Here is a 23,337-nt window from a genome sequence, read left to right on the forward strand (position 1 = left end):
TTCTGGTCGGTCGCGCAGCGGCCTGTTCCACGGGAAACAGGCTCAGACCAAACCGGCCAGATGCAGCAGCACCCCGGCCACCGCCATGATGCCAAGCGTGGTGCCGATGCCAACACCCCGCCAGAAGATCAGGCCCAGCGCCAGCAGGGTCAGGGCGGCGAACGACGGCACGAAGCTGACCAGCACCGGCAGAGTCAACCGGACGGGCCCGGCCTGCCAGAGCATGACGTCCCCGAAGAGGCTGTGCAGAGCAAACCAGAGGGCGAGATTCAGAATGACGCCGACCACCGCCGCCGTCACCATGGACAGTGCAGCCGCAGGCGCCACACTGCCGCGCAACCTTTCCATCCAGGGGGCACAAAGGAAGATCCAGGCGAAACAGGGGGCAAAGGTCACCCAGGTTGCAAGCAGGCCGCCCAGCGTCCCCGCCAGAAGCGGCGGCAAACCACCTGCATCGCGGAAGGCGGCGAGAAAGCCCACGAATTGCAGCACCATGATCAGCGGCCCCGGCGTGGTTTCTGCCAGCCCCAGACCGTCCAGCATTTCCCCCGGGCGCAGCCATCCCTGCACCGCCACAGCCTCCTGGGCGACCCAGGCCAGCGCCGCATAGGCACCGCCGAACGTGACCACCGCCATCTGCGAAAAGAAGCGCGCAATCACATCGAAAACCGTGCCGGGGACAAAAAGCGCAAGCAGGGCCACCGGAACCAGCCATGCCAGCAAGGCCAGACATCCCGCGAACAACGCTCCGGTCATCGGGGGCGTCTTCAACCCGTCTTCATCCGGTTCCCCCTTCCGGCTCTGCCCCCCGCGCCCGGCGAGCAGGCCTATCAGTGCCGCACCAATCACAATGACCGGAAAGGGCACGTCCAGAACGAAGATCGACAGGAACGAGACCACCGCGACAATGCGCGCCAGCCAGCCACCCAACGCCCGCCGTCCCAGACGCATGACCGCTTGCAGCACGATGGCCAACACACCGGCCTTCAGCCCGAAAAATATGGCAGCCACCAGCGGCGCCTCGCCATGCAGGGCATAAAGCCAGCTGAGCGCCATGATTGACAGCAGACCGGGAAGGATGAACAGCCCGCCCGCAATCAGCCCGCCGCGCGTACCATTCAATAGCCAGCCCAGATAGGTGGCAAGCTGTTGCGCCTCAGGTCCTGGCAGCAACATGCAGAAATTCAGGGCATGCAGAAAACGTCGCTCGCCGATCCAGCGTTTCTCCTCGACCAGAATACGGTGCATCACCGCAATCTGGCCCGCCGGGCCGCCAAAACTCAGCGCGGCGATGCGCGCCCATGTCTTGGCGGCCTCGGACGGTGCAGGAGGGTTCGGTTCGGAGCCTGTCATGGCGCCCAGTCCCATCACAGCGCAAGACAGGCTGCAAGCCGACGGAAACTTGCCGCGATCCCCTCGGGCGAATCCTCCGCCAGAAAACCGTCCAGCGCGGGCCAGACCCTGATCGCCCGGTCCACCACCGGATCGGACCCTTTGCTGTAGAGACCCGCCTGAATCATCATCTCGGCGCGGTCATACGCCCCCAGCAGGCGCCTCACCTCACCGATCAGCGCATTTTCCTCCGCATTGGCGGCGTCGGGCAGGCTGCGCGACACGGATCGCAGCAGGTCGATCGCCGGAAATCGTCCACGCTCGGCAATCCGCCGGTCCATGACCACATGACCATCCAGTACACCGCGCAGGATATCGGCCACCGGCTCTTCCATATCAGACCCGGCAACCAGCACGGACAGGACCGCCGTGATATCCCCCGCCTCCTGCGGTCCCGGCCCCGCCCTTTCGGCCAAAGACATGATCATATGTGCAACGGACGGCGGGTAGCCCCGCAGATCTCCGCCCTCGCCGGAGGCAAGCGCGACCTCGCGATGCGCCTCCGCGAAGCGGGTGATCGAATCGGCCAGAAACAATACATGGCGCCCCTGATCGCGGAAATGTTCCGCGACAGACATCGCCGCCCAGGCACAGCGGCGGCGGGCCAGCGGTGACTGGTCCGACGTCGCGGCCACTACGACCGACCGCGTCATGCCCTGCGGACCGAGCACCTTCTCGGTGAAATCCCGCAGTTCGCGCCCGCGCTCACCAATCAGCGCAATGACAACGACATCCGCCTCCACCCCCCGAGCGAATTTCGCCAGCAGCGAGGATTTGCCGACCCCGGAGCCCGCGAAAAGCCCAATTCTCTGCCCGCGCACCAGCGGCAGAAGCGTGTCGAAGGCCGCTGTTCCGGTGCGTAATCGCCCGCCCAGAGGACGACGCTGCGCGGCGGCAGGCGCGGCGGCGCGCAGCGGCCGCGAAACCGGGCCGCGAAACAACGGGCGGCCATCCAGCGGCAGGCCGTAAGGATCGACGATACGCCCGATCCAACTGTCGTCCGGCGCGATGGTTGCCGGACCGACGAGATCCACCGGATCGCCGATCCGGATGCCCTCTGGCGGGTTGTCGGGCAGGATCGTTGCCCCCTCGCGCGAAAGGCGGATCACTTCGCCGTAGCCTCTGCCAATGCCCACACGATCCCCAAGACCGGCACAGCCTGCCAGCCCGCTCACCGCCAGCGTGCCGCGCCCGATCTCGGTGATGCGGCCGATCCGGCGCACGGGCGCAATCGCCGCGATTTCGGCTTGCAAGGCATCAAAGAGGCCGGCCATGATATTCTCCCTTTGTTCGCCGCTTACCGTTTCTAAAGGAATCACCCTTAAGCCTTGATGAAGGTTGTCGAGGGAGAAGCCCCGATGTTCGAAAAACTTGAACTTGTCAGAATGGCGCAGGCGATGGCAGTGCATGCTGGCGCGCGGCAGGCCGAAATCGCACGCAATGTGGCAAATGCCGATACGCCGGGCTTCAAGGCGCGGGATCTGCCGCCTTTTGCCGAGGTTTATGACGCATCACAGGATGCTCTGCGCCGGACCCGCCCCGGTCACCTGTTGTCCGGAGAAACCGATGGCCCTGCCCCCGTCCTCCGCACGCAAAGGGGAGCAGCCGCACCGAACGGCAATACTGTCTCGCTGGAAACCGAGATGGTGAAGTCGGTCGAGGTCGGACAGCAGCACGAGATGGCGCTGGGGATCTATCGCAGCGCCGCCAGCGTCCTGCGAACCAGCCTGGGGCGGAGATAGGCCATGTCAGATCTGCTCAACGCCCTGTCGCAGGCCGCCTCCGGGATGCAGGCACAGGCTGCCAGATTGCGGCATGTATCTGAAAACATGGCCAATGTTGATACGCCCGGCTATCATCGCAAGCTGATCAGTTTTCGCGAAATCGCGGATGGATCGGGGGTGGAACCGGGGCCTGTCCGCCTGGATCGCAGCGCACTGAACCGTATCTATGCGCCAGGGCACCCGCTTGCCGACGAGACCGGGCACTACGATGGCTCCAACGTCGATCTGGTGGTCGAGGTGGCCGACGCCCGCGAGGCACAGCGCAGCTACGAAGCCAATCTGAAACTTTTCGATCAGGCGCGCCGCATGACGCAAAGCCTGTTTGATCTTTTGCGCAAATAAGGAGGTCCAGAATGGACATGAACCCCGCTTCGGCCGCCCGCAGCTATGGCCTTGCCCGCCCGGTGGTCGCCGTCCCCCCTGACGCCGGACAGACCGATGGACTTGTTGCCGCGGCGCAGGAGTTTGAACAGATCCTCTCGCAGGGCGAGGCAACTGCCCGCGCGGCCATGACCGGCAACGCCGATCCGCATGCGCTGGTTCAGGCGCTTTTCGCCAGCGAACTGGCAGTGGAAACCGCCGTCACCGTGCGCGACAAAGTGGTCGAGGCCTATCAGGAAATCCTGAGGATGCCGGTATGACCGCTGATCAGGTCTTTGATCTGCTGCGTCAGGCACTCTGGATCGCGGTCAGGGTTTCTGCCCCGCTTCTTGCCGTCGCGCTGATTGCGGGCCTTGCCATCGGCCTGTTGCAGGCCCTGACCTCGGTGCAGGAAATGACACTGACGTTCGTGCCCAAGGTCGGCGCCATGCTGATCGTCTTCTGGGTCTCGATGAGCTTCATGACCGCGACGCTGGTGGGCTTCTTCACCGACCGCATCATCCCGCAGATCGCCGGAGGCTGACCATGGATGCCTCTGGCTATACCACGCTGACACGGCAGAACGGCCTGCTGCACGAATTGCAGGTCATCGCCAACAATATCGCCAACAGTTCAACCACCGGCTTCCGGCGCGAGGGCGTGGTTTTTGCGGAGTATGTGAAGGCGCTTGACGATGCACCGTCGCTGTCCATGGCCCATGCTTCGGCCCACAATGTGGATCTGAGCCGCGGAGAGATGCAACAGACCGGCGGGACATTCGATTTTGCGGTCGACGGGGATGGCTTTTTCCAGATCGAGACGCCGCAGGGAAACCGGCTGACCCGCGCCGGACATTTCACGCCCTCCGCCACCGGCGAACTGGTGAACGCGGAAGGCTACCGCCTGCTGGACGAGGCCGGAGGGCCAGTTTTCGTACCGGCTGATGCCGGTCAGATCGCACTGTCGGAAGATGGCACGCTCTCGACCATTCAGGGACCGCTGGCCCGGATCGGTCTGTGGCAGCCCCAAAACGCCACCGCACTACGCCACGAGGGCGGCACACTGTTTTCGGTCGAGGGAGAAATCCTGCCGATGCAGGGGGGCAGGATGCACCAGGGCAGTCTTGAGGGCAGCAACGTCAACACCTTTTCAGAGATCGCCCGGATGATGGAAGTCCAGCGTGCCTATGAGCTGGGCCAAAGCTTCCTCGACCGTGAGGACGAGCGGATGCAGACGGCGATACGAACACTCGGAGGATGAAATGAAGGCGCTTCAGATCGCGGCGAGCGGCATGGCGGCACAACAGATGCGCGTCGATGTCGTGTCAAACAATCTCGCGAACATGTCGACAACCGCCTACAACGCCCGGCGGGCTGAATTTGCAGATCTGCAATACGAACAGATCGCCAGGCCCGGCACGATTTCGGCCGAGAATGGTGCGATGCTGCCAACCGGCGTGCAGATGGGCATGGGTGTGCGTCCGGCCGCTATTTCGGTGGTGCTGTCGCAGGGCACGCTGAGCCAGACCAATGGCGACCTTGACCTGGCCATCGAAGGGCGCGGGTATCTGGAGGTAACGTTACCCTCCGGCGGCACTGCCTATACCCGCGATGGCGGGCTGAAACGCACGGCCGACGGGCTGATCGTCACCTCCGAAGGTCACGAAGTTGCGCCAGGCATCACCATACCCGCTGATGCCCGCAGCCTGACCATCAATGCACAAGGCGAGGTTTATGCCTATTTTGCCAATCAGGTGCAGCCGCAGCTTCTTGGCCAGATCACCCTCGCCGGTTTCACCAACGAGAAGGGGTTGGAGGCGATCGGCGGCAATCTTTACCTTGAAACGGCTGCATCCGGGCCGGCGCAAAGCGGCACACCAGGCAGTGACGGGCTGGGCAGCCTGCGGCAGGGTTACCTTGAGGAAAGCTCGGTCGATGCGGTGCGCGAGGTTACCGAACTCATCAAGGCCCAGCGCGGATACGAGCTGAATGCCAAGGTGATCACCGCTGCCGACCAGATGCTGGCTGCCACGACACAGGTGCGCTGATGCGATGGCTGATGCTTGCCCTGCTGCCGCTGCCCGCGCTGGCCGATACGCTGGTCGCAACCCGGACCATTCGCGCGCTGGACATCCTGACCGACGCCGATGTGATGCAGGTTTCCGGCGGCAAGGGCTTCGATGATCCGCTTCAGGTGGTAGGGATGGAGGCGCGCGTGGCGATCTATGCCAACCGTCCGATCCGGCCCGAAGATATCGGCCCCCCCGCCCTGATCGAACGCAACCAGATCGTGACGCTGCGCTATACCACCGGCCCCCTGCACATCCTGACCGAAGGCCGCGCACTGACGCGGGCCGGGGTGGGCGAAACGGTGCGGGTCATGAACCTGTCGTCCCGCAGCACCGTTACCGGCCGCGTCAGTTCGGATGGCACCGTCATCACCAGCCCCCAACCCTGAGGAGCGCCATGTATCGCCTGATCCTTCTGACCCTGTGCCTGAGCGCCTGCTCGCGACTGACAGAGGTTGGAAAAAGCCCGGATTTCTCACCACTGGAAGGCAGCTACCAGCATCATGCAATGTATTCGACACCACTGCCACATGACATCCCGCCCGCAACTCCTGCGGATGCGTCGTCGCTGTGGTCAGCGAACCGCGAGTCGCTGTTCGGCGAGCGTCGGGCTGCGCGGCGTGGCGACATCCTGACCGTTGTTATCGAAATCGACGACAAGGCCGAGATGTCGAATACATCTGGCCGCAGCCGCGCGGGAAATGACTCGATGGGCATACCATCCCTGTTCGGCATTCCCGAGCGCCTGAACGAGAAATTGCCTGAGGGCGCCAGCATGGCCGACGCGGTCGAAACCCGCTCCAGCTCTGCCTATCAGGGCCAGGGATCGGTGTCGCGCAAGGAAAAGCTCACCCTGAGGGTTGCCGCCACGGTGGTCGAAGAACTTGCGAATGGCGTATTGCGGATCGAAGGCCAGCAGGAGGTCCGGGTCAATTACGAGCTGCGCGAGCTGATCGTGACCGGCTACGTCCGGCCAGCAGATATCTCGCGCCAGAACGAGATCACCTATGACAAGATCGCGGGCGCCCGGATTTCCTATGGTGGGCGCGGCCAGATCACCGATGTGCAGCAGCCGCGCTATGGCCAGCAGATCGCCGATGTCCTCTTGCCGCTCTGATCGCCATGAAACGCCTGATCCCCCCCCTTATCCTCGCGCTTGTCGGCCTGTTCGGCGGCCTTGCCGGCGGCTATTTCCTGCGGCCGACCGAAGCTCCGCCGCAAGAGGCCGGGCAGGATGTGGCGGCAGATGCGTCACATGATGCGCCCGCCCCGGCAGAGGAGCACGGGTCGGAAGAGGGCAATACCGGGCCTGAATATGTGAAGCTGAGCAACCAGTTCATCGTGCCGATTGTCGAAGATGGCCGCATCAGCTCGGTCGTGGTGCTGTTTCTCAGCCTGGAGACCACGGCGGGTGCACAGGAAACCGTCTTTGCACGCGAGCCGAAGCTGCGCGACAGTTTCCTGCAAATCCTGTTCGATCATGCCAACAGCGGCGGCTTTCGGGGCACTTTCACCGAAGGCACCAGCCTTGCGCCGCTGCGCCGGGCCCTGCTGGAGTCGGCGCGCACCATCCTGCCCGGCATTGTCAGCGATGTGCTGATCACTGATATCACCCGACAGGATGCCTGAAGCAAAAGGCCCCGGACATCGCCGGGGCCCTTCAGTAAGTCAGCCTTCGGAGGCTTCTTCCTTTTCCTTCTTCTCGGGCACGATTTCTGCCCCCGTCTCCTGGTCGACCATCTTCATGCCAAGGCGCACCTTGCCACGGTCGTCGAAGCCCAGAAGCTTGACCTTCACTTCCTGACCTTCCTTCAGAACCTCGTTCGGGTGGTTCAGGCGCTTATTGGCGATCTGCGACACATGGACCAGACCGTCTCGCTTGCCGAAGAAGTTCACGAAGGCGCCGAAATCGACCAGCTTCACGACCTTGCCGGTGTAGATCTGGCCTTCTTCCGGCTCTGCCACGATCGACCAGATCATGTCATAGGCCTTCTTGATGGCATCGGCCGACGAGGACGCAATCTTGATGACGCCGTCGTCATTGATGTCGACCTTGGCGCCCGAGGTTTCCACGATCTCGCGGATCACCTTGCCACCCGAACCAATCACTTCGCGAATCTTGTCGGTGGGGATTGAGAGGGTCTCGATCTTCGGGGCGTATTCGCTGAAGCCCTGCGGGGCCGACAGCGCCTTGTTCATCTCGCCCAGAATGTGCATCCGGCCGTCCTTGGCCTGCGCCAGGGCCTGCTCCATGATCTCGGGCGTGATGCCCGCGACCTTGATGTCCATTTGCAGCGAGGTGATGCCAGATTCGGTGCCTGCAACCTTGAAGTCCATGTCACCGAGGTGATCCTCGTCGCCGAGGATGTCGGTCAGCACGGCCCATTTGCCGTCATCTTCCAGAATGAGGCCCATGGCCACACCAGCGACCGGCGCTTTCAGCGGCACGCCCGCATCCATCATCGACAGCGAGCCACCACAAACCGAAGCCATCGAGGAGGAGCCGTTCGATTCGGTGATCTCCGACACCACGCGGATGGTGTAGGGGAAATCGGTCGGCGCCGGCAGCACGGCTTGCAGTGCACGCCATGCCAGCTTGCCGTGACCGATCTCGCGGCGACCAGGCGAGCCGACGCGGCCCACTTCACCAACCGAATAGGGCGGGAAGTTATAGTGCAGCAGGAAGTTGGAACGGTAGTTGCCGTTCAGTGCGTCGATGATCTGTTCATCCTCGCCTGTACCCAGCGTGGTGACGACCAGACCTTGTGTTTCACCGCGGGTGAACAGGGCTGACCCATGGGCGCGCGGCAGGATGCCGGTTTCCGACACGATCGGACGCACGGTCCTGGTGTCGCGGCCGTCGATCCGGGCGCCACCGTTGATGATGTCGCCGCGCAGGATCGCGCTTTCAAGCTTCTTGATCGCCGAGCCGAGGTTGATGTCGGCCTGGTCTTCCTCCGACAGCGACGCGGTGATCGCGGCGACAGCGGCGGAAATGGCGTTGGTACGTTCCTGCTTGTCCTTCAGCGCGAAGGCGGCGCGCATCTGCGCCTCGCCAGCGGCTTTCACTTTGCCGTAGAGTTCTGCAATGTCCGGCGGCGAGAAATCGAAGGGCTCTTTCGCGGCGGTTTCAGCCAGCGAGATGATCAGGTCGATTACCGGCTGCATCGCCTCGTGACCGAACTTCACGGCGCCCAGCATTTCTTCTTCGGACAACTCGTAAGCTTCCGATTCCACCATCATCACGGCGGTCTTGGTGCCCGCGACCACGAGGTCCAGACGCTGCTCCGGCTTGGTGCGGAGCTGGGTCATGTCGTCCATCGCCGGGTTCAGCACATATTTGCCATCGACGAAGCCAACGCGCGCGGCGCCGATCGGACCCATGAAGGGCACGCCAGACAGGGTCAGCGCGGCGGAGGCCGCGATCATCGCCACGATATCGGGGTCATTCACGAGGTCACAGGACAGAACGGTTGCCATGACCAGCACTTCGTTCTTGAAGCCTTCGACGAACAGCGGGCGGCACGGGCGGTCGATCAGACGGGAAACCAGCGTCTCTTTTTCGGACGGCCGGGCCTCACGTTTGAAGAAGCCGCCGGGGATCTTGCCGGCGGCGTAATATTTTTCCTGGTAGTGAACGGTCAGGGGGAAGAAGTCTTGACCGGGCTTCGCCTTCTTGGCGAAGGTCACGTTCGCCATGACGCTGGTTTCGCCCAGCGTCGCGATGACCGAACCATCGGCCTGGCGCGCAACCTTCCCGGTTTCCAGCGTGAGCGTTTCATCGCCCCACTGGATCGACTTTTTCGTGATATTGAACATCTGTCATCCTATCCTGGGAGCTCTCCCGGGCGCATCCCGGGTCTCCCGATGTCTGGCGGCCCCATTGCCGCCGCCCCCAATCCTCATGCATGCGGCCCGGGGCATGGCCTCACGTCTCAGATGGGCGCCCGCATAGCGCAAAACCAGCGGTTTGGGAAGCGTTCGTTCTTGCCACGCGGCAAGAGCCGCACTGCAGCACGGCAAATATACGCTGTCAGGCGATTTACTTCGGGCTGCGCTTGGCCAGAATCCGCTGAAGCGTGCGGCGGTGCATGTTCAGCCGCCGCGCAGTTTCCGAGACATTGCGGTCGCACATCTCATAGACGCGCTGGATATGTTCCCACCGCACGCGGTCGGCGGACATCGGGTTTTCCGGCGGCGAGGGCAACAGATCACCCCGCGCCAGAAGGGCATTGGTGACCTCATTCGCGTCGGCGGGTTTGGCCAGGTAATCAGTGGCACCGATCTTCACCGCAGCGACTGCGGTGGCAATGGCTCCATAACCCGTCAGCACGACGATCCGGCAATCGGGGCGACGTTCACGCAGCGCCTCGACCACATCGAGGCCATTGCCGTCTTCCAGGCGCAGATCGACCACGGCGAAAGCGGGCGGGCGGCTTTGCGCGATGGCCTTCCCTTCCGCGACCGTTTCGGCGGTTTCGGGGATGAAGCCGCGCTTTTCCATCGCCTTGGCAAGGCGTTTCACGAAGGATTCGTCGTCATCCACCAGAAGAAGCGAACGGTCCGGCCCGATTTCGGCGCTCAGATCCTCTGCCATGGCGATGCTCTCCGTCGTGAAAATCCTGCCGACCCTAGGGCGAATTCACCGGAAGGTCAATTTTGCCCGGCAGCTTTTGCCGCATCGACAAAACAGGCAACACTGTCGGCCATCTGCTCGGGCGTTGCCTCGCGTTTGTAGAATTCGGCAAAGCCGCTGCCCGGCAGCATCAGATAGGTGAAGGTCGAGTGATCGACGAGATAGAATTCGTCCTCGGCCTCCTGTTTTTTGAAATAGGTCTTGTAGGCCAGCGAAGCCGCCTTCACTTGTTCGGCCGAGCCGGTCAGACCGATCATGCGGGGATGCAGGTTGGCCGCGAAATCCTTCACCACTTCGGGCGTATCTCGCTCCGGGTCAATCGAGATGAACACCGGCTGCACGTCATAGCCACGGTCCACCAGCAGGTCGATTGCCTCCGCGTTACGGGCATTGTCGAAGGGGCAGACGTCCGGGCAGAACGTGTAGCCGAAATAGACCAGCGAGGGTTTGGTGAGAACATCCTTGTCGGTTACCGTGCGGCCATCGCCATCGACCAGCGTGAAGGGGCCGCCGATCTCGCCGCCGCCAACTGCTCCGGCACGGCATTGCGCGAACGCATCGGACGCCTTGTTCGACATGATCCACAGCGCACTGCCGCCAACCAGACCGACGACCACCGCCACCGCGAGACCTGCATAGAGCTTTGACATGGCTTTCCCCTTTCTTGCGTGGCGCATTGATCCCGCATCATGAGACTTTTAACAATGCCAAAACACCCTTCTGCGACAGCAAGGACCATGGCCGCATTGCCCCTTTCCCCGGACGAACCGCCCCTGCCCGGCACTCAGGCCCCCGGAGACCTGCTGCGCCTGGGCACGCTGAACCTGTTGCGCTGGATCGCGATTGGCGGCCAGATCATCGCGCTTCTCGCCGCGCAGTTCTGGCTGGAAATCCGGCTGCCGCTGGGGCTTTGCCTGCTGGTGGTGGGCGCGTCCGTTATCGTCAACCTGATCTCGGTCTTCATCTTCCCCGAAAGCACCCGCCTCACCGAACGGCAGGTATTCTTCACCCTGCTGTTCGACCTGACGCAGCTCGCTACCCTGCTGATGCTGACAGGCGGGCTGACCAACCCTTTCGCCCTGTTGTTTCTGGCGCCGGTCACGATTTCCGCAACAGCGCTGGAGGGACGGGCGACGCTGGTTCTGGGCACGGTGGCACTGGTTCTGGTCTCTGTCGTTGCCCTGTTCGCCGTGCCGATGAGCATGGGGGACGGTACAATCTTTGCCCTGCCCCGGCTGTTTTCATTCGGCTTCTGGCTGGCCATCGTCATCGGCATCGTCTTCCTCGGGATCTATGCCCACCGCGTCGCAGCAGAGATTCACGCGATGCAGGATGCGTTGCTCGCAACCCAGATGGCGCTGGCACGGGCGCAGAAGCTGACTGATCTGGGCGGTGTGGTGGCGGCAGCGGCGCATGAACTGGGCACACCGCTGGCCACGATCAAGCTGGTCAGCGCCGAGTTGATGGAGGAGTTGGAAGATCACCCAGACCTGCGCGACGACGCGCAACTGATCCGCGATCAGGCAGACCGTTGCCGCGACATCCTGCGTTCCATGGGGCAGGCGGGCAAGGATGACCGGCTGATGCGGCAGGGGCCGCTGAGCCTCGTATTGCGCGAGGCCGCCGAACCGCATCTGAAGCGGGGTAAGGCGGTGCATTTCACCCTGCCTGACAGCGACCCGGTGGTTCAGCGGCAGCCCGAGATCCTGCACGGCCTGCGCAACCTGATCCAGAATGCCGTGGATTTCGCAGATGCCAATGTCTGGGTCGATGCAGAATGGCGGGGCGATCGGCTTGTCTTGCGGATTGTCGATGACGGGCCGGGCTATCCCCCGCATCTTCTGGGCCGGATGGGCGAACCCTTTCTGCGCAATCGCAAGGCCGATCCCGCGCAACGACCGGGGTATGAGGGCATGGGTCTCGGCATGTTCATCGCGAAAACCCTGCTGGAAAGGACGGGCGCCCGGCTGTCCTTCGCCAATGCACAGCCTGAGGCGATGGCAGACCGGCGCGGCGCCATTGTCGAGGTGATCTGGCCCGCCAACCGCATTCTGGCTGAAACCGGCGCCCTGGGAGAGAACCCGCTGAACAGCTGACAGGTTTTCGCGGCTTTCACCTCAGGGGCGATGACTGCAATCAAGGCCTTAACCAAGCCTTAACTATCACCCGCCAAGGTTGCGGCTGAAACCTTGTGCGAGAATTTCGATGGTGATCGACTGGGCCCTGGCCTTCATGATGCTCCTTGTGTCCATTCTGGCCGCTGTTGGGGGCCTGTTCACCATTGCGGCCCTTGATCCGCAGACCCGGCGCGGACCGCGCTCCATCTTCGCTGATACCGCAGGCGGAACCAGCTTTCTTTTCGACGGCGAAACGCTTCTGGATGCGACACCCGCCGCCCGCGCCCTGATCAGCCAAAGCCCGATCCGGGGCCCAGCCTGGCTGCGGCTCCGCTCCTATCTCGGCGCGCGGTTTGCCGATTTCGAAAGCCGTTTTGCCAATCTCGCGGAGGAAGGGTTGCTGATCCTCACCTCCTGCGACGCGAACGGAACGCCCATTCTGTTGCGGGCAGAACTGGCCGGCGGGCTGACCCGGATCAGCCTCGAAGACCCGGAGGCTCAGGCCACCGCTCCAAATCACGACGCACTGACCCGCAAGGCAACGGAGGACGAGCTGAGCCGGCTGCGCAATACGCTGGCGCTGGCCCCGATGCCGGTCTGGCGTGAAAGACCGGATGGCCAGCTTCTGTGGGCCAACGCCGCCTATCTGCACCGCGTTGCAGATGGTTTACCCCCCGGACAGGATCTGACATGGCCACTGCCGCGCCTTTTTGAGCGCACAACCGACCAACCCGGCACCGCCCTGCGTCACCGGCTGGTGCAGCAGGGGCAACCCGACAAATGGTTCGAACTTCACGCCTATCAGGACGGCGCCGAACAGTTGGTATTCGCGCTGCCAGCCGATACGCTGGTAATGGCCGAGGCATCGCTACGGGATTTCACGCAAACCCTGGTCAAAACCTTCGCCCATCTGCCGATCGGGCTGGCGATTTTCGACCGCCAGCGCCAGCTTGTGCTGTTCAATCCGGCCTTGCTGGATCTCTCAGGCCTTCAGCCCGATTTCCTCTCGATGCGCCCAACGCTGTTTGCCTTTCTGGACGCCATGCGCGACCGCGACATGATCCCGGAACCGAAGGATTATCGCACCTGGCGTCGGCAGATGGTGGCGCTGGAACAGGCGGCCTCCTCCGGCCTGTTCGAGGAAACATGGAGCCTGCCGTCCGGCCTCACCTACAAGGTGGTCGGACGCCCCCATCCCAACGGCGCGCTGGCGCTGCTGATCGAGGATATTTCAACCGAAATCGGCCGCATACGGCGATACAGGGCCGATCTGGAGCTTAGCCAGGCGGTTGTCGATTCCGTGGATCAGGCGCTTGCGGTCTTCTCCCCCGCCTCTGCGCTGGTGATGGCAAATGCGGCCTATTGCCGGTTGTGGGGCCACGATCCGGCGAGCACCGTTTCAGAAGGCAGTTTCGCGACGCTTTGTGCACACTGGCAGGGCCGAAGCGCGCCAAATCCGTTCTGGGCCGAAGCGGAAAGCTTTGCTGCGGCCCATGATTCCGACAGCGCGCCCCTGCACGGAGAAGCGCGCCTGCTGGACGGGCGTCTGGTCGAGTGCCGCATTTCGGCCCTGCCCGGCGGCGCCACGCTTGCCCGTTTTGAAATCGCCACCCGGATCGAGGATGCGACGGGCGCGATGGCAACGGAACGTCTGCGCGCCTGAGCCGGGTTGCAGCCGCAAACGCGGCGGATAAAACTGCGGGCATGAACAGCCACCCGCCCCTTACCCTTTTCCTGCCAGACGATACTGCGACAGACCGGCTGGCGCGTCGCCTTGCGACCCTTGCGCAGCCGGGCATGACCCTGCTGCTGGAGGGCGGCATCGGTGCCGGAAAAACCCATTTCTCCCGCGCCTTCATCCGCCAGCGACTTGGCGCAGAGGTCGATGTCCCCTCGCCGACCTATACGCTGGTCCAGACCTATGAAGATCCGCGGGGCGATATCTGGCACGCCGATCTTTATCGGCTTGGCCATCCCGATGAGGTTGCGGAACTGGGTCTGATCTCGGCTTTCGAGACGGCGATCTGTCTGGTCGAATGGCCAGACCGGCTTGGCGACCAAACCCCGCCCGATGCCCTCCGCATCGCGTTCCGCCCCGAAGGTGAGGGCCGCCTTGCGATGCTGGATTTCGGTAAACGCGACGATTTGCGCGGCGCTTTCATGGCTTTGGACGCATGACGGATCTGCGAAAAACCCAGGCAGAGGCCTTTCTGCAACGGGCAGGTTGGGGTGCGGCGACGCGGCGGCACCTTGCTGGTGACGCATCGGATCGCAGCTATCAGCGCCTGACGCTGAACGACAGAAGCGCGGTTTTGATGGATGCTCCACCGGGTCGGGGCGATGATCCGCGTGATTTCGCCCGTATCGCCGGGCATCTGCGCGCGCTCGGACTTTCGGCGCCCGAAGTGATGGCCAGCGACTTCGATCACGGTTTCCTGCTGCTGGAAGATCTGGGGGACGGCATCTTTGCGCGACTGGTCTCGCAAGCTCCGGCGCGGGAACCAGCGCTGTATTATGCGGCGGCAGAGGTGTTGCTGCACCTTCAGGCCGCTCCCGCACCCGAGAATCTGCCCGATCCTGGCGCGGCGGACTGGGCCCGGGCTGCCGCTTTCGCGCTGGACTGGTATCGCCATGCAATTCTGGGCGACAGCGGCGACAGAGAGCTGTTCGTGGATTGCCTGACGCGCAGCCTGCGGCGTCTTGCAGATGGCCCGCGCGTTCTTATTCTACGTGACTATCATGCGGAAAACCTGCTGTGGCTGGACGACCGCAGCGGCCTTGCACGGGTCGGGCTGCTGGATTTCCAGCTCGCCCAGATGGGGCAGCCTGCCTATGATCTGGTTTCGTTGTTGCAGGATGCCCGCCGTGACGTGGCGCCCGAAACAGAGACCGCTGTTTGTGCGACCTTTCGCAAGGCGCTGGACATTCCCGCAGACCATTTTTCCGCTACCTATGCTGCGCTGGGGGCGCAACGTGCCCTGCGCATTCTTGGCATTTTCGCACGCCTCTGCCTTGTTGCGGGCAAGCCTGCCTATCTGCGCCTGGTGCCCCGCGTCTGGGGCCAGTTGCAACGCAACCTTGCGCATCCCGAACTGACGGAACTGGCCGAGGTTTGCGCCCGGCTCCTCCCGGAACCGACCCCTGAAGCCCTTGTAAGGATCGAAGGCCAATGCCGTGCATTCCCGATGCCGTGATGCTTTTCGCTGCCGGTTTCGGCACGCGGATGGGCGCACTGACAGCCGACAGACCCAAGCCGATGATCGAAGTGGCGGGACGCCCCCTGATAGATCATGCGCTGGATCAGGCAGCGGCCATCAGGCCCCGTCAGATCGTCATTAACCTGCACTACCGCCCCGAGATGATCCGCACCCATCTTGCGGGCCGAGAGAAAATCGCATTCTCTGATGAAAGCGACGCGATCCTGGAAACCGGCGGCGGATTGCGCGCCGCCCTGCCCCAGCTCGGCCCCGGCCCGGTCTACACCCTGAACAGCGATGCAGTCTGGACCGGCGCACCCGCGCTGAGCCAGCTTGCGTCGCGGTGGGATGCCAGCCGGATGGATGCGCTGCTGCTGGTGCTGCCTGCCGAAGAGGCCACAGGCTATCGCGGCACCGGGGATTTCGTCATGGACGAAGATGGCAGGATTGTCCGCGCCAAAGGCACGCCCGGCTATGCCTATCTTGGTGCGCAAATTCTGTCTCCGAAGCATATTTCGGCCATATCAGAGACTGTTTTCTCGCTGAACCGGCTGTGGGATATCGCGATTGCCGAGGGGCGTGCCTTCGGCGTCGTGCATGATGGCGGATGGTGTGATGTCGGACGGCCAGAGGGAATTGCCGAGGCCGAGGCGCTCCTTGGGAAGGCCAGAGATGTTTGAACCCGGCCAGTCCCGCCTGTTCGCGCTGCCACCGGGTGTGGACTTTCCGGCCGAACTCGTGCGCGGCCTGCGTGACCGTCTGAAGGGCGAGCCGCCCGAGGCCATGGCCCGTGTGCAGCTTTTCGTGAATACCCAGCGCATGCGCCGACGCATCGTCGAGCTGTTTGCAGCTTCAGGCCCCGGCTTTCTGCCGCAAATACGGTTGATTACCGATCTGGGGATCGAAGCGTCGCTGGAGGGGATACCGCCCGCCGTATCGCCCCTGCGGCGTCGGCTGGAGCTGACACGGCTGATCGCCGGTCTGCTGGATTCTGCGCCCGATCTTGCCCCCCGTGCCGCCCTTTACGATCTTGCGGACAGCCTCGCCGCCCTGATGGACGAAATGCAGGGCGAAGGCGTCGCGCCCGAGACGATTGCCGCGCTGGATGTGTCGAACCATTCCGCCCATTGGACGCGGACGCAGCAATTCCTTGGCATCGTGGAACCTTTCTTCGGAACTGCGGAAGCCCCCGACCCCGAAGCCCGACAGCGCCGCACCGTCGAGGCGCTTGCAAAGCGGTGGGCTACCGATCCGCCTTCGGGGCCGGTCATCCTTGCGGGTTCAACCGGCTCGCGCGGGACCACCCTGCGATTCATGCAGGCTGTTGCGGCACTGCCGCAGGGTGCGCTCGTCCTGCCGGGGTATGATTTCGACCTGCCACTCGCCGTTTGGTCAGGAATGTCTGATGCGCTGACGGCCGAGGATCACCCGCAATACCGCTTCCGTCGCCTGATGGACGCGCTGGATGCCAGGCCCGGCGACGTGCGGCGCTGGACGGCAACAGAAGCGCCGAATCCGGCACGGAATGCGCTTGTTTCACTGTCACTGCGTCCAGCGCCGGTCACAGACCAGTGGCTGACCGAGGGGCAGATGCTGGACGATCTTGTCGCCACGACCGCCGATCTGACGTTGATCGAGGCGGAGTCTCCGCGCGACGAGGCGCTTTCCGTGGCGCTGATCTTGCGCAAGGCGGTTGAGGACGGGCGTTCGGCGGCCCTGATCACCCCGGATCGGAACCTGACACGCCGCGTTACGGCGGCACTGGATCGCTGGGGCCTTGTTCCCGATGATTCCGCTGGCAGGCCGCTCGCTCTGTCCGCCCCGGGCCGGTTGCTGCGGCATGTCGCGCGATTGCTGGGCGAAAGGATTTCCGGCGAGACGCTGCTGACCCTGCTGAAACACCCGCTGACTGCGACCGGCGGGGATCGAGGCAGCCATCTGCGGCTGACCCGGGATCTTGAGTTGCACCTGCGCCGATTTGGTCCGCCCTTCCCCGACAAAGCTATGCTGGCGCATTGGGCCGAAGCGCGGAATGATCCGCTCGCGCCCGGCTGGGTCGCCTGGATTTCCGACATCCTTGATGCTGCCGCGTCGCTTGCCGATACCTCTCTGGCCGCACGGCTGGAACATCATCTGGCAATAACAGAGACTGTTTCCCGCGGCCCCTGGGGAGTGGATACGGGCGAATTGTGGCGCGCAGCCGCCGGAGAGGCGGCACTTGCGCAGGTCGATGCCCTACGCTCCGAGGCGGATGCCGGGGGCGATTTCGCGCTGCACGATTATCGAGACCTGTTCGATGCCGTCCTGAACCGTGGAGAAGTCCGCGATGAGGTTCTGGGCCATCCCGGCCTGATGATCTGGGGCACACTGGAGGCCCGTGTTCAGGGTGCCGATCTTGTAATCCTTGGCGGGTTGAATGACGGGATCTGGCCCCAATTGCCACCTCCCGACCCCTGGCTGAACCGGAAAATGCGCAAGGATGCGGCTCTATTATTGCCAGAACGGCGTATCGGCCTAGCCGCCCATGACTATCAGCAAGCCATAGCGGCTGGTGAAGTGGTTCTGACCCGCGCCCGGCGGGACGCGGATGCGGAAACCGTCCCTTCCCGCTGGCTGAACCGCCTGACAAACCTTCTGGACGGTCTGCCGGAGCGTGGCGGCCGCGAGGGGCTCGAAGCCATGCGGGCACGCGGACAGGATTGGCTGATGCTGGCAAAACGGCTGGAGCAGCCTGCCGCCCAACTGCCTTCCGCGCATCGCCCCGCCCCCCGCCCCCCCGTTGCTGCCCGCCCGAAAGAGCTCGCGCTGACGCGGGTGGCAACGCTTATCCGCGATCCCTACGCGATCTATGCTCGCTACATCTTGCGTCTGAACAAGCTTGAGCCACTGCATCGAGAATCCGATGCGCGGCTGCGTGGTTCTATCCTGCACAAGATTCTGGAGCGGTTTGTTCGGGAGCGGCAGGCCGAAAGCATGGAGGCCGCAAGAGACCGGCTAATCAGCCTTGCCGCCGAAGTGCTGGAAACAGAGGTGCCCTGGCCAGCCGCTCGGGTTCTGTGGCTGGCTCGGATTTCGCGTGCTGCCGATTTCTTCATCAGCCACGACGGCGCGGATGGCGGGGTGCCCGTCAGTCTGGAGCAGCGTGGCCGCATCAGGCTTGATCCGCTGGATTTCGAACTGTTCGGCACACCGGACCGCATCGACCTGCTGCCGGACGGACGCCTGCACATTCTGGATTACAAGACCGGCACGCCCCCGACCCGCAAGCAGCAGGAGCAATTCGACAAACAGCTTCTTCTGGCGGCGGTCATGGCCGAACGTGGCGCTTTCAAGGAGGTCGGCCCGACCGAGGTCGCCCGGATTACCTATGTCGGACTGGGCACCAACCCGAAGCTGGAAACCACTGCCCTGACGCCTGAGGATCTGGGCAGGGTCTGGGAAGACCTCCATCGCCTTGTCCGGCGCTATCAGAGCCACCAAACGGGCTATACCGCCAGACGGGCGGTTTTTGCCAGCCGGTTTCCCGGCGACTATGACCATCTCGCCCGTTTCGGGGAATGGGACATGACCGACAGCGCGACGCCGGAGGATGTGGAATGACTCGCAACGCCGCCAGTGAACGGCAGGTGCAGGCCGCAGATCCCGGTTATTCGACCTGGCTTTCCGCCAATGCGGGATCGGGCAAGACCCGCGTCCTGACTGACCGTGTGGCGCGGCTGCTGCTTTCCGGGGTCGAGCCCGGCCGCATCCTGTGCCTGACCTATACCAAGGCCGCCGCGTCAGAGATGCAGAACCGGCTGTTTCAGCGGCTGGGCGAATGGGCGATGAAGCCCGACCTTGACCTGCGGGAGGCGCTGCTGAACCTTGGCGCCATCGCGCCCGTTTCACGTGAAACACTGGCCGAGGCGCGGCGCCTGTTCGCCCGTGCCATTGAGACCCCCGGTGGCTTGCGCATCCAGACCATCCACAGCTTCTGCGCCAGCCTGTTGCGTCGCTTTCCGCTGGAGGCGGGGGTTTCGCCGCAATTCACCGAGATGGACGAGCGTGCCGCCAAACTGCTGCGCGAAGATATTGTCGCGGACCTTGCTTCTGGATCAAAGTCCGATGTGATTGCAGCATTGGCAGCGATCTATACGGGCGAGGACTTTTCGGCGCTTACCGCCGAAATCGCCCGCCACTCCGATGCACTGTCGCCCCCGCTGGACGCGGCAGGGTGCCTGACACTTTTTGGTCTGCCACCCGGTTTTACCGCCATAGACCTGCTGGACGAGGTCTTTCTTGGTGGGGAAGCCGGCCTTCTGTCGGACACCGCCGACATTCTTATGACAGGTTCCACCAAGGATCAGCAGGCAGGGGCCAAACTTGCCGCCCTGCGTGGCGCGCGGCAGGATCTGACCATGCTTGCCGCTCTGGAAGAGGTGTTGCTGTTCAGTGGCAACGTGAAGGAGGAAAGCAAACGCTTCACCGCCAAGGGCGACCAGCTTGCCACCAAGGCCACGCAACCCAAACTTGCAGCCCTGTCACCGGCCCTGCATGCCCTGATGCTCAGGGTAGAGGCTGCGCGACCAAGGCGATTGGCCCTCGCCGCAGCGGATCGGACTGCGCGACTGCACTCTTTCGCCGCAGCGTTTTTGCCCGCCTATGCGCATCGCAAGGCCTTGCGCGGTGCGCTTGATTTCGACGATCTGATTTCACGCGCAAAGGGCCTGCTGACGGACCCCACGGTAGCGCAATGGGTGTTGTTCCGGCTGGATGGGGGCATTGACCACATTCTCGTCGATGAAGCGCAGGACACCTCGCCAGATCAATGGAAGGTGATCGAACTTCTGGCACAGGAGTTTACGGCCGGAACCGGGGCGCGGGAGATCGAGCGCACAATCTTCGTCGTCGGAGACCAAAAGCAATCCATCTATTCCTTCCAGGGGGCCGATGTGACTGCCTTCGCGGAAATGCGTGAGGCTTTCGCAGGGCGCTTGAAAGCGATTGATGCCCCTTTCAACGCGCTGGAGCTGGAATATTCCTTCCGTTCGTCGCAGGCGATCCTGCGACTCGTGGACCAGACCTTTCCGCCAGACCTGCACCCCGACCTCGGTGGCCCCTCGCATCACATCGCCTTCCGCGACGCCATGCCTGGCCGGGTCGAGATCTGGCCCCCCTTTGAGCCGGCTGACACACCTGAGGACGGCGATTGGGCGGACCCCGTCGATCTGGTCACCGGCGAGCACCATAACGCAATCCTCGCGCGGCAGATCGCCGACCGCATTGGGGAAATCCTCGGCAATGGCACGATGATACCTGATGCGAAGGGGGCGCGACCTGTGCATGCGGGGGATTTCCTGATCCTCGTGCGCCGCCGTTCGCCACTGTTTGCAGAGATCATCCGCGCCTGTAAAGCCGCGAAACTGCCCATCGCCGGGGCCGACCGGCTGCATCTTGGTGGTGAAATCGCGGTAAAAGACCTGACCGCGCTTCTGGCCTTTCTGGCGACGCCCGAGGATGATCTGGCGCTGGCCGAACTATTGCGCTCTCCTCTGTGCGGCTGGAGCGAGCAGCAACTCTACGCTCTGGCACAACCTCGAAAAGGCTACCTGTGGGAAGCCCTTCGGGCGCAGACAGAGACATTTCCCGACTTGCTTGCCATGCTGCATGATCTGCGTGATCAGGCCGACTTCCTGCGCCCGTTCGATCTGATTGAACGCGCGCTGACCCGGCACGACGGGCGGCGGCGCTTGCTGGCCCGGCTGGGTGAGGAAGCTGAGGACGGGATTGACGAGCTGCTTTCCCAGGCGCTTGCCTATGAACGCAACGATGTACCCAGCCTCACCGGCTTTCTGACCTGGCTTCAGACCGATGATATCGAGGTGAAACGCCAGATGGATTCGGGGGGCCGGAAAATCCGGGTGATGACGGTTCATGGCTCCAAGGGCCTGGAGGCCCCGATCGTGATCTTGCCCGATACCGCAGACATGACCGCGAATGACCGGGATGAGCTGTTTCGGATGCATGACACGGCGGTCTGGCGCACCCCGGCGGATGCCAGCCCCGCCGAAATTTCCCGCATCCGCGCCGAGCGTGCCCGGCGCAGCCGGGCTGAGGAAATGCGCCTGCTCTACGTCGCCATGACCCGCGCACAGTCCTGGCTGATCGTGGCGGCCGCTGGCAAACTGGCCTCGCAAAGCGGAAAGGCCGACAGCGACAAGCCACCCGCATGGTACGATCTGATCCGCACCGGGGCGGAGAAAAGCGGTGCGGTTCCGTCGGTGAAGGGTCGACTGGTGCATGAGTTTGGAGTTTGGCCCAAACCGCAGGACAACCCGACGACGGAGGCCCCCCCGGAAACACCGCAGCCTCTGCCTGCCTGGGCTTTACAACCTGCGGCGCCTGCCCTGCGCCCGGCACAGATGCTGAACCCCAGCAATCTTGGCGGAGCCAAGGTTCTTGCGGGCGATTACGAGGGCGAAAACCCGGATGCGAAGGCGCGCGGCACTCTGCTGCACGGATTGTTCGAACACCTTCCAGGTCTGACCGCAGAACGTCAGACCCGGCTTGCCGAAATATTGATCCCCGATCCCGTCCTTCGGGCAGAACTGCTTTTCGAAGCGCGGTCGGTCATTGACAGGCCCGAATTTCAGCAGATTTTCGCGCCATCAACGCTGCGCGAAGTCTCTGTCGTTGCAGAATTTCAGGGCCAGCCGCTTGCCGGTGCGATTGATCGGCTGATCGTTCTGCCGAGCCGGGTTATCGCCGTGGATTTCAAATCCAATGCAATCGTACCGGAAACACCGCAAGAGATACCCGAGGGCCTGATACGCCAGATGCGCGCCTATCGCGCCGCATTAACGCAAATCTACCCCGGTCGACAGATCGAGACTGCGCTGCTCTGGACCCGCAAGGCCCGGATGATGCTTGTCGACTAAGCGCCCTGCGCTGCGAGAAATGCAGTCACCTCGGCGGCAGTGGGGATCGCCTGCGCCGCACCGGGTCGCGTGACCTGCAGTGCCGAAGCTGCCGCGGCGCGGCGCATGGCCGAAGAACGATCAAGCCCCAGATCAAGCGCCGCGACCAAAGTGCCGATGAACGTATCGCCTGCACCGGTCGTATCAACGGGCTCCACGCGGAAAGATGGCATGAAAAGCGGCTCTGTTTCCGCGGAAATCCATTCTGCGCCATTTGCACCTCGGGTGATGATGCAATCGACCGCAGGCAGTTGTCCTTCGGCCGCGCGCAGTTCTGACGCTTCGCCTTCGTTCATCACCAGCAGCGAAACATGGCCAAGAACAGAACGCACCGCCGCCAGATCAAATGGGGCGGCCGAGTAGACCACCCGCATGCCCCTGGCCCGCGCCAGAGCCGCAGCCTCCTGCTGTGCCGAAGTCTCGTTCTGCAACAGCAGGCTATCGCCCGCCACTGCCCGCGCCAAGGCAACCTCGACCATCGCGCCGGTGATCTGCCGATTGGCGCCAGGATAGATGACGATGCTGTTCTCGGCCTCAGGATCAACGTTGATCACAGCGTGGCCTGTCGGTTCATCGAGCTGTGTTACCGATCCGGTATCCACCCCGTAATCCGACATGAGCCCGAGCAGCCATTCACTGCTTGGCCCTGTGGCGCCAATATGAATACAGCTTGCCCCGGCTCGCGCCGCAGCGACAGACTGATTTGCCCCCTTCCCGCCCAGACCCTGCGAAAAGGCCAGCGCAGACAGGGTTTCGCCCGGCTTGGGCAGATGCGGCACCTGATATACAAGGTCGATATTGATCGAACCGAGATTGAATATCGCCAT

Annotated in this window: 22 protein-coding genes; 16 read left to right on the forward strand and 6 right to left on the reverse strand. The window is 63.3% G+C overall.

The genetic code is table 11. From position 1 onward, the window contains the following. Window positions 1-42: 42 nt before the first annotated feature. Together chrA and AO684_RS18215 are read right to left on the reverse strand one after the other, a co-directional pair. Complete coding sequence (gene chrA, locus AO684_RS18210; RefSeq protein WP_054304212.1) at window positions 43-1,353, reverse strand: chromate efflux transporter; 1,311 nt, start codon at window positions 1,351-1,353, stop codon at window positions 43-45. Window positions 1,354-1,367: 14 nt separating this feature from the next. Further along, window positions 1,368-2,666: a FliI/YscN family ATPase gene (locus AO684_RS18215; RefSeq protein WP_054304157.1), complete on the reverse strand. Its 1,299-nt coding sequence runs from the start codon at window positions 2,664-2,666 to the stop codon at window positions 1,368-1,370. Between the two features lie 84 nt (window positions 2,667-2,750). On the opposite strand from AO684_RS18215, the gene AO684_RS18220 reads away from it, so the two are divergent. Genes AO684_RS18220 through AO684_RS18260 form a run of 9 tightly spaced genes read left to right on the forward strand, consistent with a single transcriptional unit; the run spans window position 2,751 to window position 7,233 of the window. Continuing rightward, on the forward strand, window positions 2,751-3,134 hold the full coding sequence (locus AO684_RS18220) for a FlgB family protein (RefSeq protein ID WP_054304213.1): 384 nt from the start codon (window positions 2,751-2,753) through the stop codon (window positions 3,132-3,134). Window positions 3,135-3,137: 3 nt separating this feature from the next. Then, window positions 3,138-3,518: a flagellar basal body rod protein FlgC gene (gene flgC / locus AO684_RS18225; RefSeq protein ID WP_054304158.1), complete on the forward strand. Its 381-nt coding sequence runs from the start codon at window positions 3,138-3,140 to the stop codon at window positions 3,516-3,518. Between the two features lie 11 nt (window positions 3,519-3,529). After that, window positions 3,530-3,817, forward strand: a complete 288-nt coding sequence (gene fliE / locus AO684_RS18230; RefSeq protein WP_054304159.1) for a flagellar hook-basal body complex protein FliE — start codon at window positions 3,530-3,532, stop codon at window positions 3,815-3,817. Beyond that, the gene (locus tag AO684_RS18235; protein WP_054304160.1) at window positions 3,814-4,080 is read left to right on the forward strand and encodes a flagellar biosynthetic protein FliQ; all 267 of its coding nucleotides are present in this window, start codon (window positions 3,814-3,816) and stop codon (window positions 4,078-4,080) included. The genes fliE and AO684_RS18235 overlap by 4 nt, the downstream gene beginning before the upstream one ends. A 2-nt stretch (window positions 4,081-4,082) precedes the next feature. Then, window positions 4,083-4,796 (forward strand): flagellar hook-basal body complex protein, encoded by a 714-nt coding sequence (locus AO684_RS18240; protein WP_054304161.1) that lies wholly within the window; start codon window positions 4,083-4,085, stop codon window positions 4,794-4,796. Between the two features lies 1 nt (window position 4,797). After that, window positions 4,798-5,583: a flagellar basal-body rod protein FlgG gene (gene flgG / locus AO684_RS18245; protein WP_054304162.1), complete on the forward strand. Its 786-nt coding sequence runs from the start codon at window positions 4,798-4,800 to the stop codon at window positions 5,581-5,583. Next, window positions 5,583-5,993 (forward strand): flagellar basal body P-ring formation chaperone FlgA, encoded by a 411-nt coding sequence (gene flgA, locus AO684_RS18250; RefSeq protein WP_054304163.1) that lies wholly within the window; start codon window positions 5,583-5,585, stop codon window positions 5,991-5,993. The genes flgG and flgA overlap by 1 nt, the downstream gene beginning before the upstream one ends. Before the next feature lie 8 nt (window positions 5,994-6,001). After that, window positions 6,002-6,721 carry a flagellar basal body L-ring protein FlgH gene (flgH, locus tag AO684_RS18255; protein WP_054304164.1) on the forward strand — a complete coding sequence of 240 codons (720 nt, stop codon included), beginning with the start codon at window positions 6,002-6,004 and terminating at the stop codon, window positions 6,719-6,721. Window positions 6,722-6,726: 5 nt separating this feature from the next. Further along, window positions 6,727-7,233, forward strand: a complete 507-nt coding sequence (locus tag AO684_RS18260; protein ID WP_054304165.1) for a flagellar basal body-associated FliL family protein — start codon at window positions 6,727-6,729, stop codon at window positions 7,231-7,233. A 39-nt stretch (window positions 7,234-7,272) separates the two neighbouring features. Here AO684_RS18260 and pnp read toward each other — a convergent pair whose 3' ends face one another. The 3 genes from pnp to AO684_RS18275 all read right to left on the reverse strand — a co-directional run bounded on the left by pnp (window position 7,273) and on the right by AO684_RS18275 (window position 10,890). After that, window positions 7,273-9,423, reverse strand: coding sequence for a polyribonucleotide nucleotidyltransferase (gene pnp, locus AO684_RS18265; protein ID WP_054304166.1), 2,151 nt, complete (start codon window positions 9,421-9,423; stop codon window positions 7,273-7,275). 223 nt (window positions 9,424-9,646) lie between these two features. Continuing rightward, window positions 9,647-10,201, reverse strand: a complete 555-nt coding sequence (locus AO684_RS18270; RefSeq protein WP_054304167.1) for an ActR/PrrA/RegA family redox response regulator transcription factor — start codon at window positions 10,199-10,201, stop codon at window positions 9,647-9,649. A gap of 56 nt (window positions 10,202-10,257) precedes the next feature. After that, on the reverse strand, window positions 10,258-10,890 hold the full coding sequence (locus tag AO684_RS18275; protein ID WP_054304168.1) for an SCO family protein: 633 nt from the start codon (window positions 10,888-10,890) through the stop codon (window positions 10,258-10,260). A gap of 96 nt (window positions 10,891-10,986) precedes the next feature. On the opposite strand from AO684_RS18275, the gene regB reads away from it, so the two are divergent. From regB to addA, 7 genes are all read left to right on the forward strand, one after another. Then, complete coding sequence (gene regB, locus AO684_RS18280; RefSeq protein ID WP_369814619.1) at window positions 10,987-12,336, forward strand: sensor histidine kinase RegB; 1,350 nt, start codon at window positions 10,987-10,989, stop codon at window positions 12,334-12,336. A 109-nt stretch (window positions 12,337-12,445) separates the two neighbouring features. Continuing rightward, window positions 12,446-14,020, forward strand: a complete 1,575-nt coding sequence (locus AO684_RS18285) for a PAS-domain containing protein (protein WP_054304170.1) — start codon at window positions 12,446-12,448, stop codon at window positions 14,018-14,020. 41 nt (window positions 14,021-14,061) lie between these two features. Beyond that, window positions 14,062-14,535, forward strand: coding sequence for a tRNA (adenosine(37)-N6)-threonylcarbamoyltransferase complex ATPase subunit type 1 TsaE (tsaE, locus tag AO684_RS18290; RefSeq protein WP_054304171.1), 474 nt, complete (start codon window positions 14,062-14,064; stop codon window positions 14,533-14,535). Beyond that, on the forward strand, window positions 14,532-15,551 hold the full coding sequence (locus tag AO684_RS18295; protein ID WP_054304172.1) for an aminoglycoside phosphotransferase family protein: 1,020 nt from the start codon (window positions 14,532-14,534) through the stop codon (window positions 15,549-15,551). The genes tsaE and AO684_RS18295 overlap by 4 nt, the downstream gene beginning before the upstream one ends. Continuing rightward, on the forward strand, window positions 15,551-16,234 hold the full coding sequence (locus AO684_RS18300) for a nucleotidyltransferase family protein (protein WP_369814618.1): 684 nt from the start codon (window positions 15,551-15,553) through the stop codon (window positions 16,232-16,234). The genes AO684_RS18295 and AO684_RS18300 overlap by 1 nt, the downstream gene beginning before the upstream one ends. Next, window positions 16,227-19,154 (forward strand): double-strand break repair protein AddB, encoded by a 2,928-nt coding sequence (addB, locus tag AO684_RS18305; protein ID WP_054304174.1) that lies wholly within the window; start codon window positions 16,227-16,229, stop codon window positions 19,152-19,154. Before AO684_RS18300 ends, addB begins: the two co-directional genes overlap by 8 nt. Further along, entirely contained in the window at window positions 19,151-22,471 is a 3,321-nt protein-coding gene (addA, locus tag AO684_RS18310) for a double-strand break repair helicase AddA (RefSeq protein ID WP_054304175.1), read from the forward strand. The genes addB and addA overlap by 4 nt, the downstream gene beginning before the upstream one ends. Here addA and AO684_RS18315 read toward each other — a convergent pair. Then, window positions 22,468-23,337: a ribokinase gene (locus tag AO684_RS18315; protein WP_054304176.1), complete on the reverse strand. Its 870-nt coding sequence runs from the start codon at window positions 23,335-23,337 to the stop codon at window positions 22,468-22,470. The two genes, addA and AO684_RS18315, sit on opposite strands and share 4 nt — an antisense overlap.

This window comes from Gemmobacter sp. LW-1, assembly GCF_001303875.1.
GTDB classification, from domain to species: Bacteria; Pseudomonadota; Alphaproteobacteria; order Rhodobacterales; family Rhodobacteraceae; genus Gemmobacter; species Gemmobacter caeni.

Bases quoted from the DNA above. Each gene is read 5' to 3' on its own strand.
- addA (WP_054304175.1), top strand. From the start codon at position 19,151: ATGACTCGCAACGCCGCCAGTGAACGGCAGGTGCAGGCCGCAGATCCC.
- AO684_RS18270 (WP_054304167.1), bottom strand. From the start codon at position 10,201: ATGGCAGAGGATCTGAGCGCCGAAATCGGGCCGGACCGTTCGCTTCTT.
- addB (WP_054304174.1), top strand. From the start codon at position 16,227: ATGTTTGAACCCGGCCAGTCCCGCCTGTTCGCGCTGCCACCGGGTGTG.
- flgG (WP_054304162.1), top strand. From the start codon at position 4,798: ATGAAGGCGCTTCAGATCGCGGCGAGCGGCATGGCGGCACAACAGATG.
- AO684_RS18240 (WP_054304161.1), top strand. From the start codon at position 4,083: ATGGATGCCTCTGGCTATACCACGCTGACACGGCAGAACGGCCTGCTG.
- fliE (WP_054304159.1), top strand. From the start codon at position 3,530: ATGGACATGAACCCCGCTTCGGCCGCCCGCAGCTATGGCCTTGCCCGC.
- pnp (WP_054304166.1), bottom strand. From the start codon at position 9,423: ATGTTCAATATCACGAAAAAGTCGATCCAGTGGGGCGATGAAACGCTC.
- flgH (WP_054304164.1), top strand. From the start codon at position 6,002: ATGTATCGCCTGATCCTTCTGACCCTGTGCCTGAGCGCCTGCTCGCGA.
- AO684_RS18275 (WP_054304168.1), bottom strand. From the start codon at position 10,890: ATGTCAAAGCTCTATGCAGGTCTCGCGGTGGCGGTGGTCGTCGGTCTG.
- flgC (WP_054304158.1), top strand. From the start codon at position 3,138: ATGTCAGATCTGCTCAACGCCCTGTCGCAGGCCGCCTCCGGGATGCAG.
- AO684_RS18285 (WP_054304170.1), top strand. From the start codon at position 12,446: ATGGTGATCGACTGGGCCCTGGCCTTCATGATGCTCCTTGTGTCCATT.
- tsaE (WP_054304171.1), top strand. From the start codon at position 14,062: ATGAACAGCCACCCGCCCCTTACCCTTTTCCTGCCAGACGATACTGCG.
- AO684_RS18315 (WP_054304176.1), bottom strand. From the start codon at position 23,337: ATGGCGATATTCAATCTCGGTTCGATCAATATCGACCTTGTATATCAG.
- AO684_RS18295 (WP_054304172.1), top strand. From the start codon at position 14,532: ATGACGGATCTGCGAAAAACCCAGGCAGAGGCCTTTCTGCAACGGGCA.
- chrA (WP_054304212.1), bottom strand. From the start codon at position 1,353: ATGACAGGCTCCGAACCGAACCCTCCTGCACCGTCCGAGGCCGCCAAG.
- AO684_RS18300 (WP_369814618.1), top strand. From the start codon at position 15,551: ATGCTTTTCGCTGCCGGTTTCGGCACGCGGATGGGCGCACTGACAGCC.
- AO684_RS18220 (WP_054304213.1), top strand. From the start codon at position 2,751: ATGTTCGAAAAACTTGAACTTGTCAGAATGGCGCAGGCGATGGCAGTG.
- flgA (WP_054304163.1), top strand. From the start codon at position 5,583: ATGCGATGGCTGATGCTTGCCCTGCTGCCGCTGCCCGCGCTGGCCGAT.
- AO684_RS18260 (WP_054304165.1), top strand. From the start codon at position 6,727: ATGAAACGCCTGATCCCCCCCCTTATCCTCGCGCTTGTCGGCCTGTTC.
- AO684_RS18235 (WP_054304160.1), top strand. From the start codon at position 3,814: ATGACCGCTGATCAGGTCTTTGATCTGCTGCGTCAGGCACTCTGGATC.
- AO684_RS18215 (WP_054304157.1), bottom strand. From the start codon at position 2,666: ATGGCCGGCCTCTTTGATGCCTTGCAAGCCGAAATCGCGGCGATTGCG.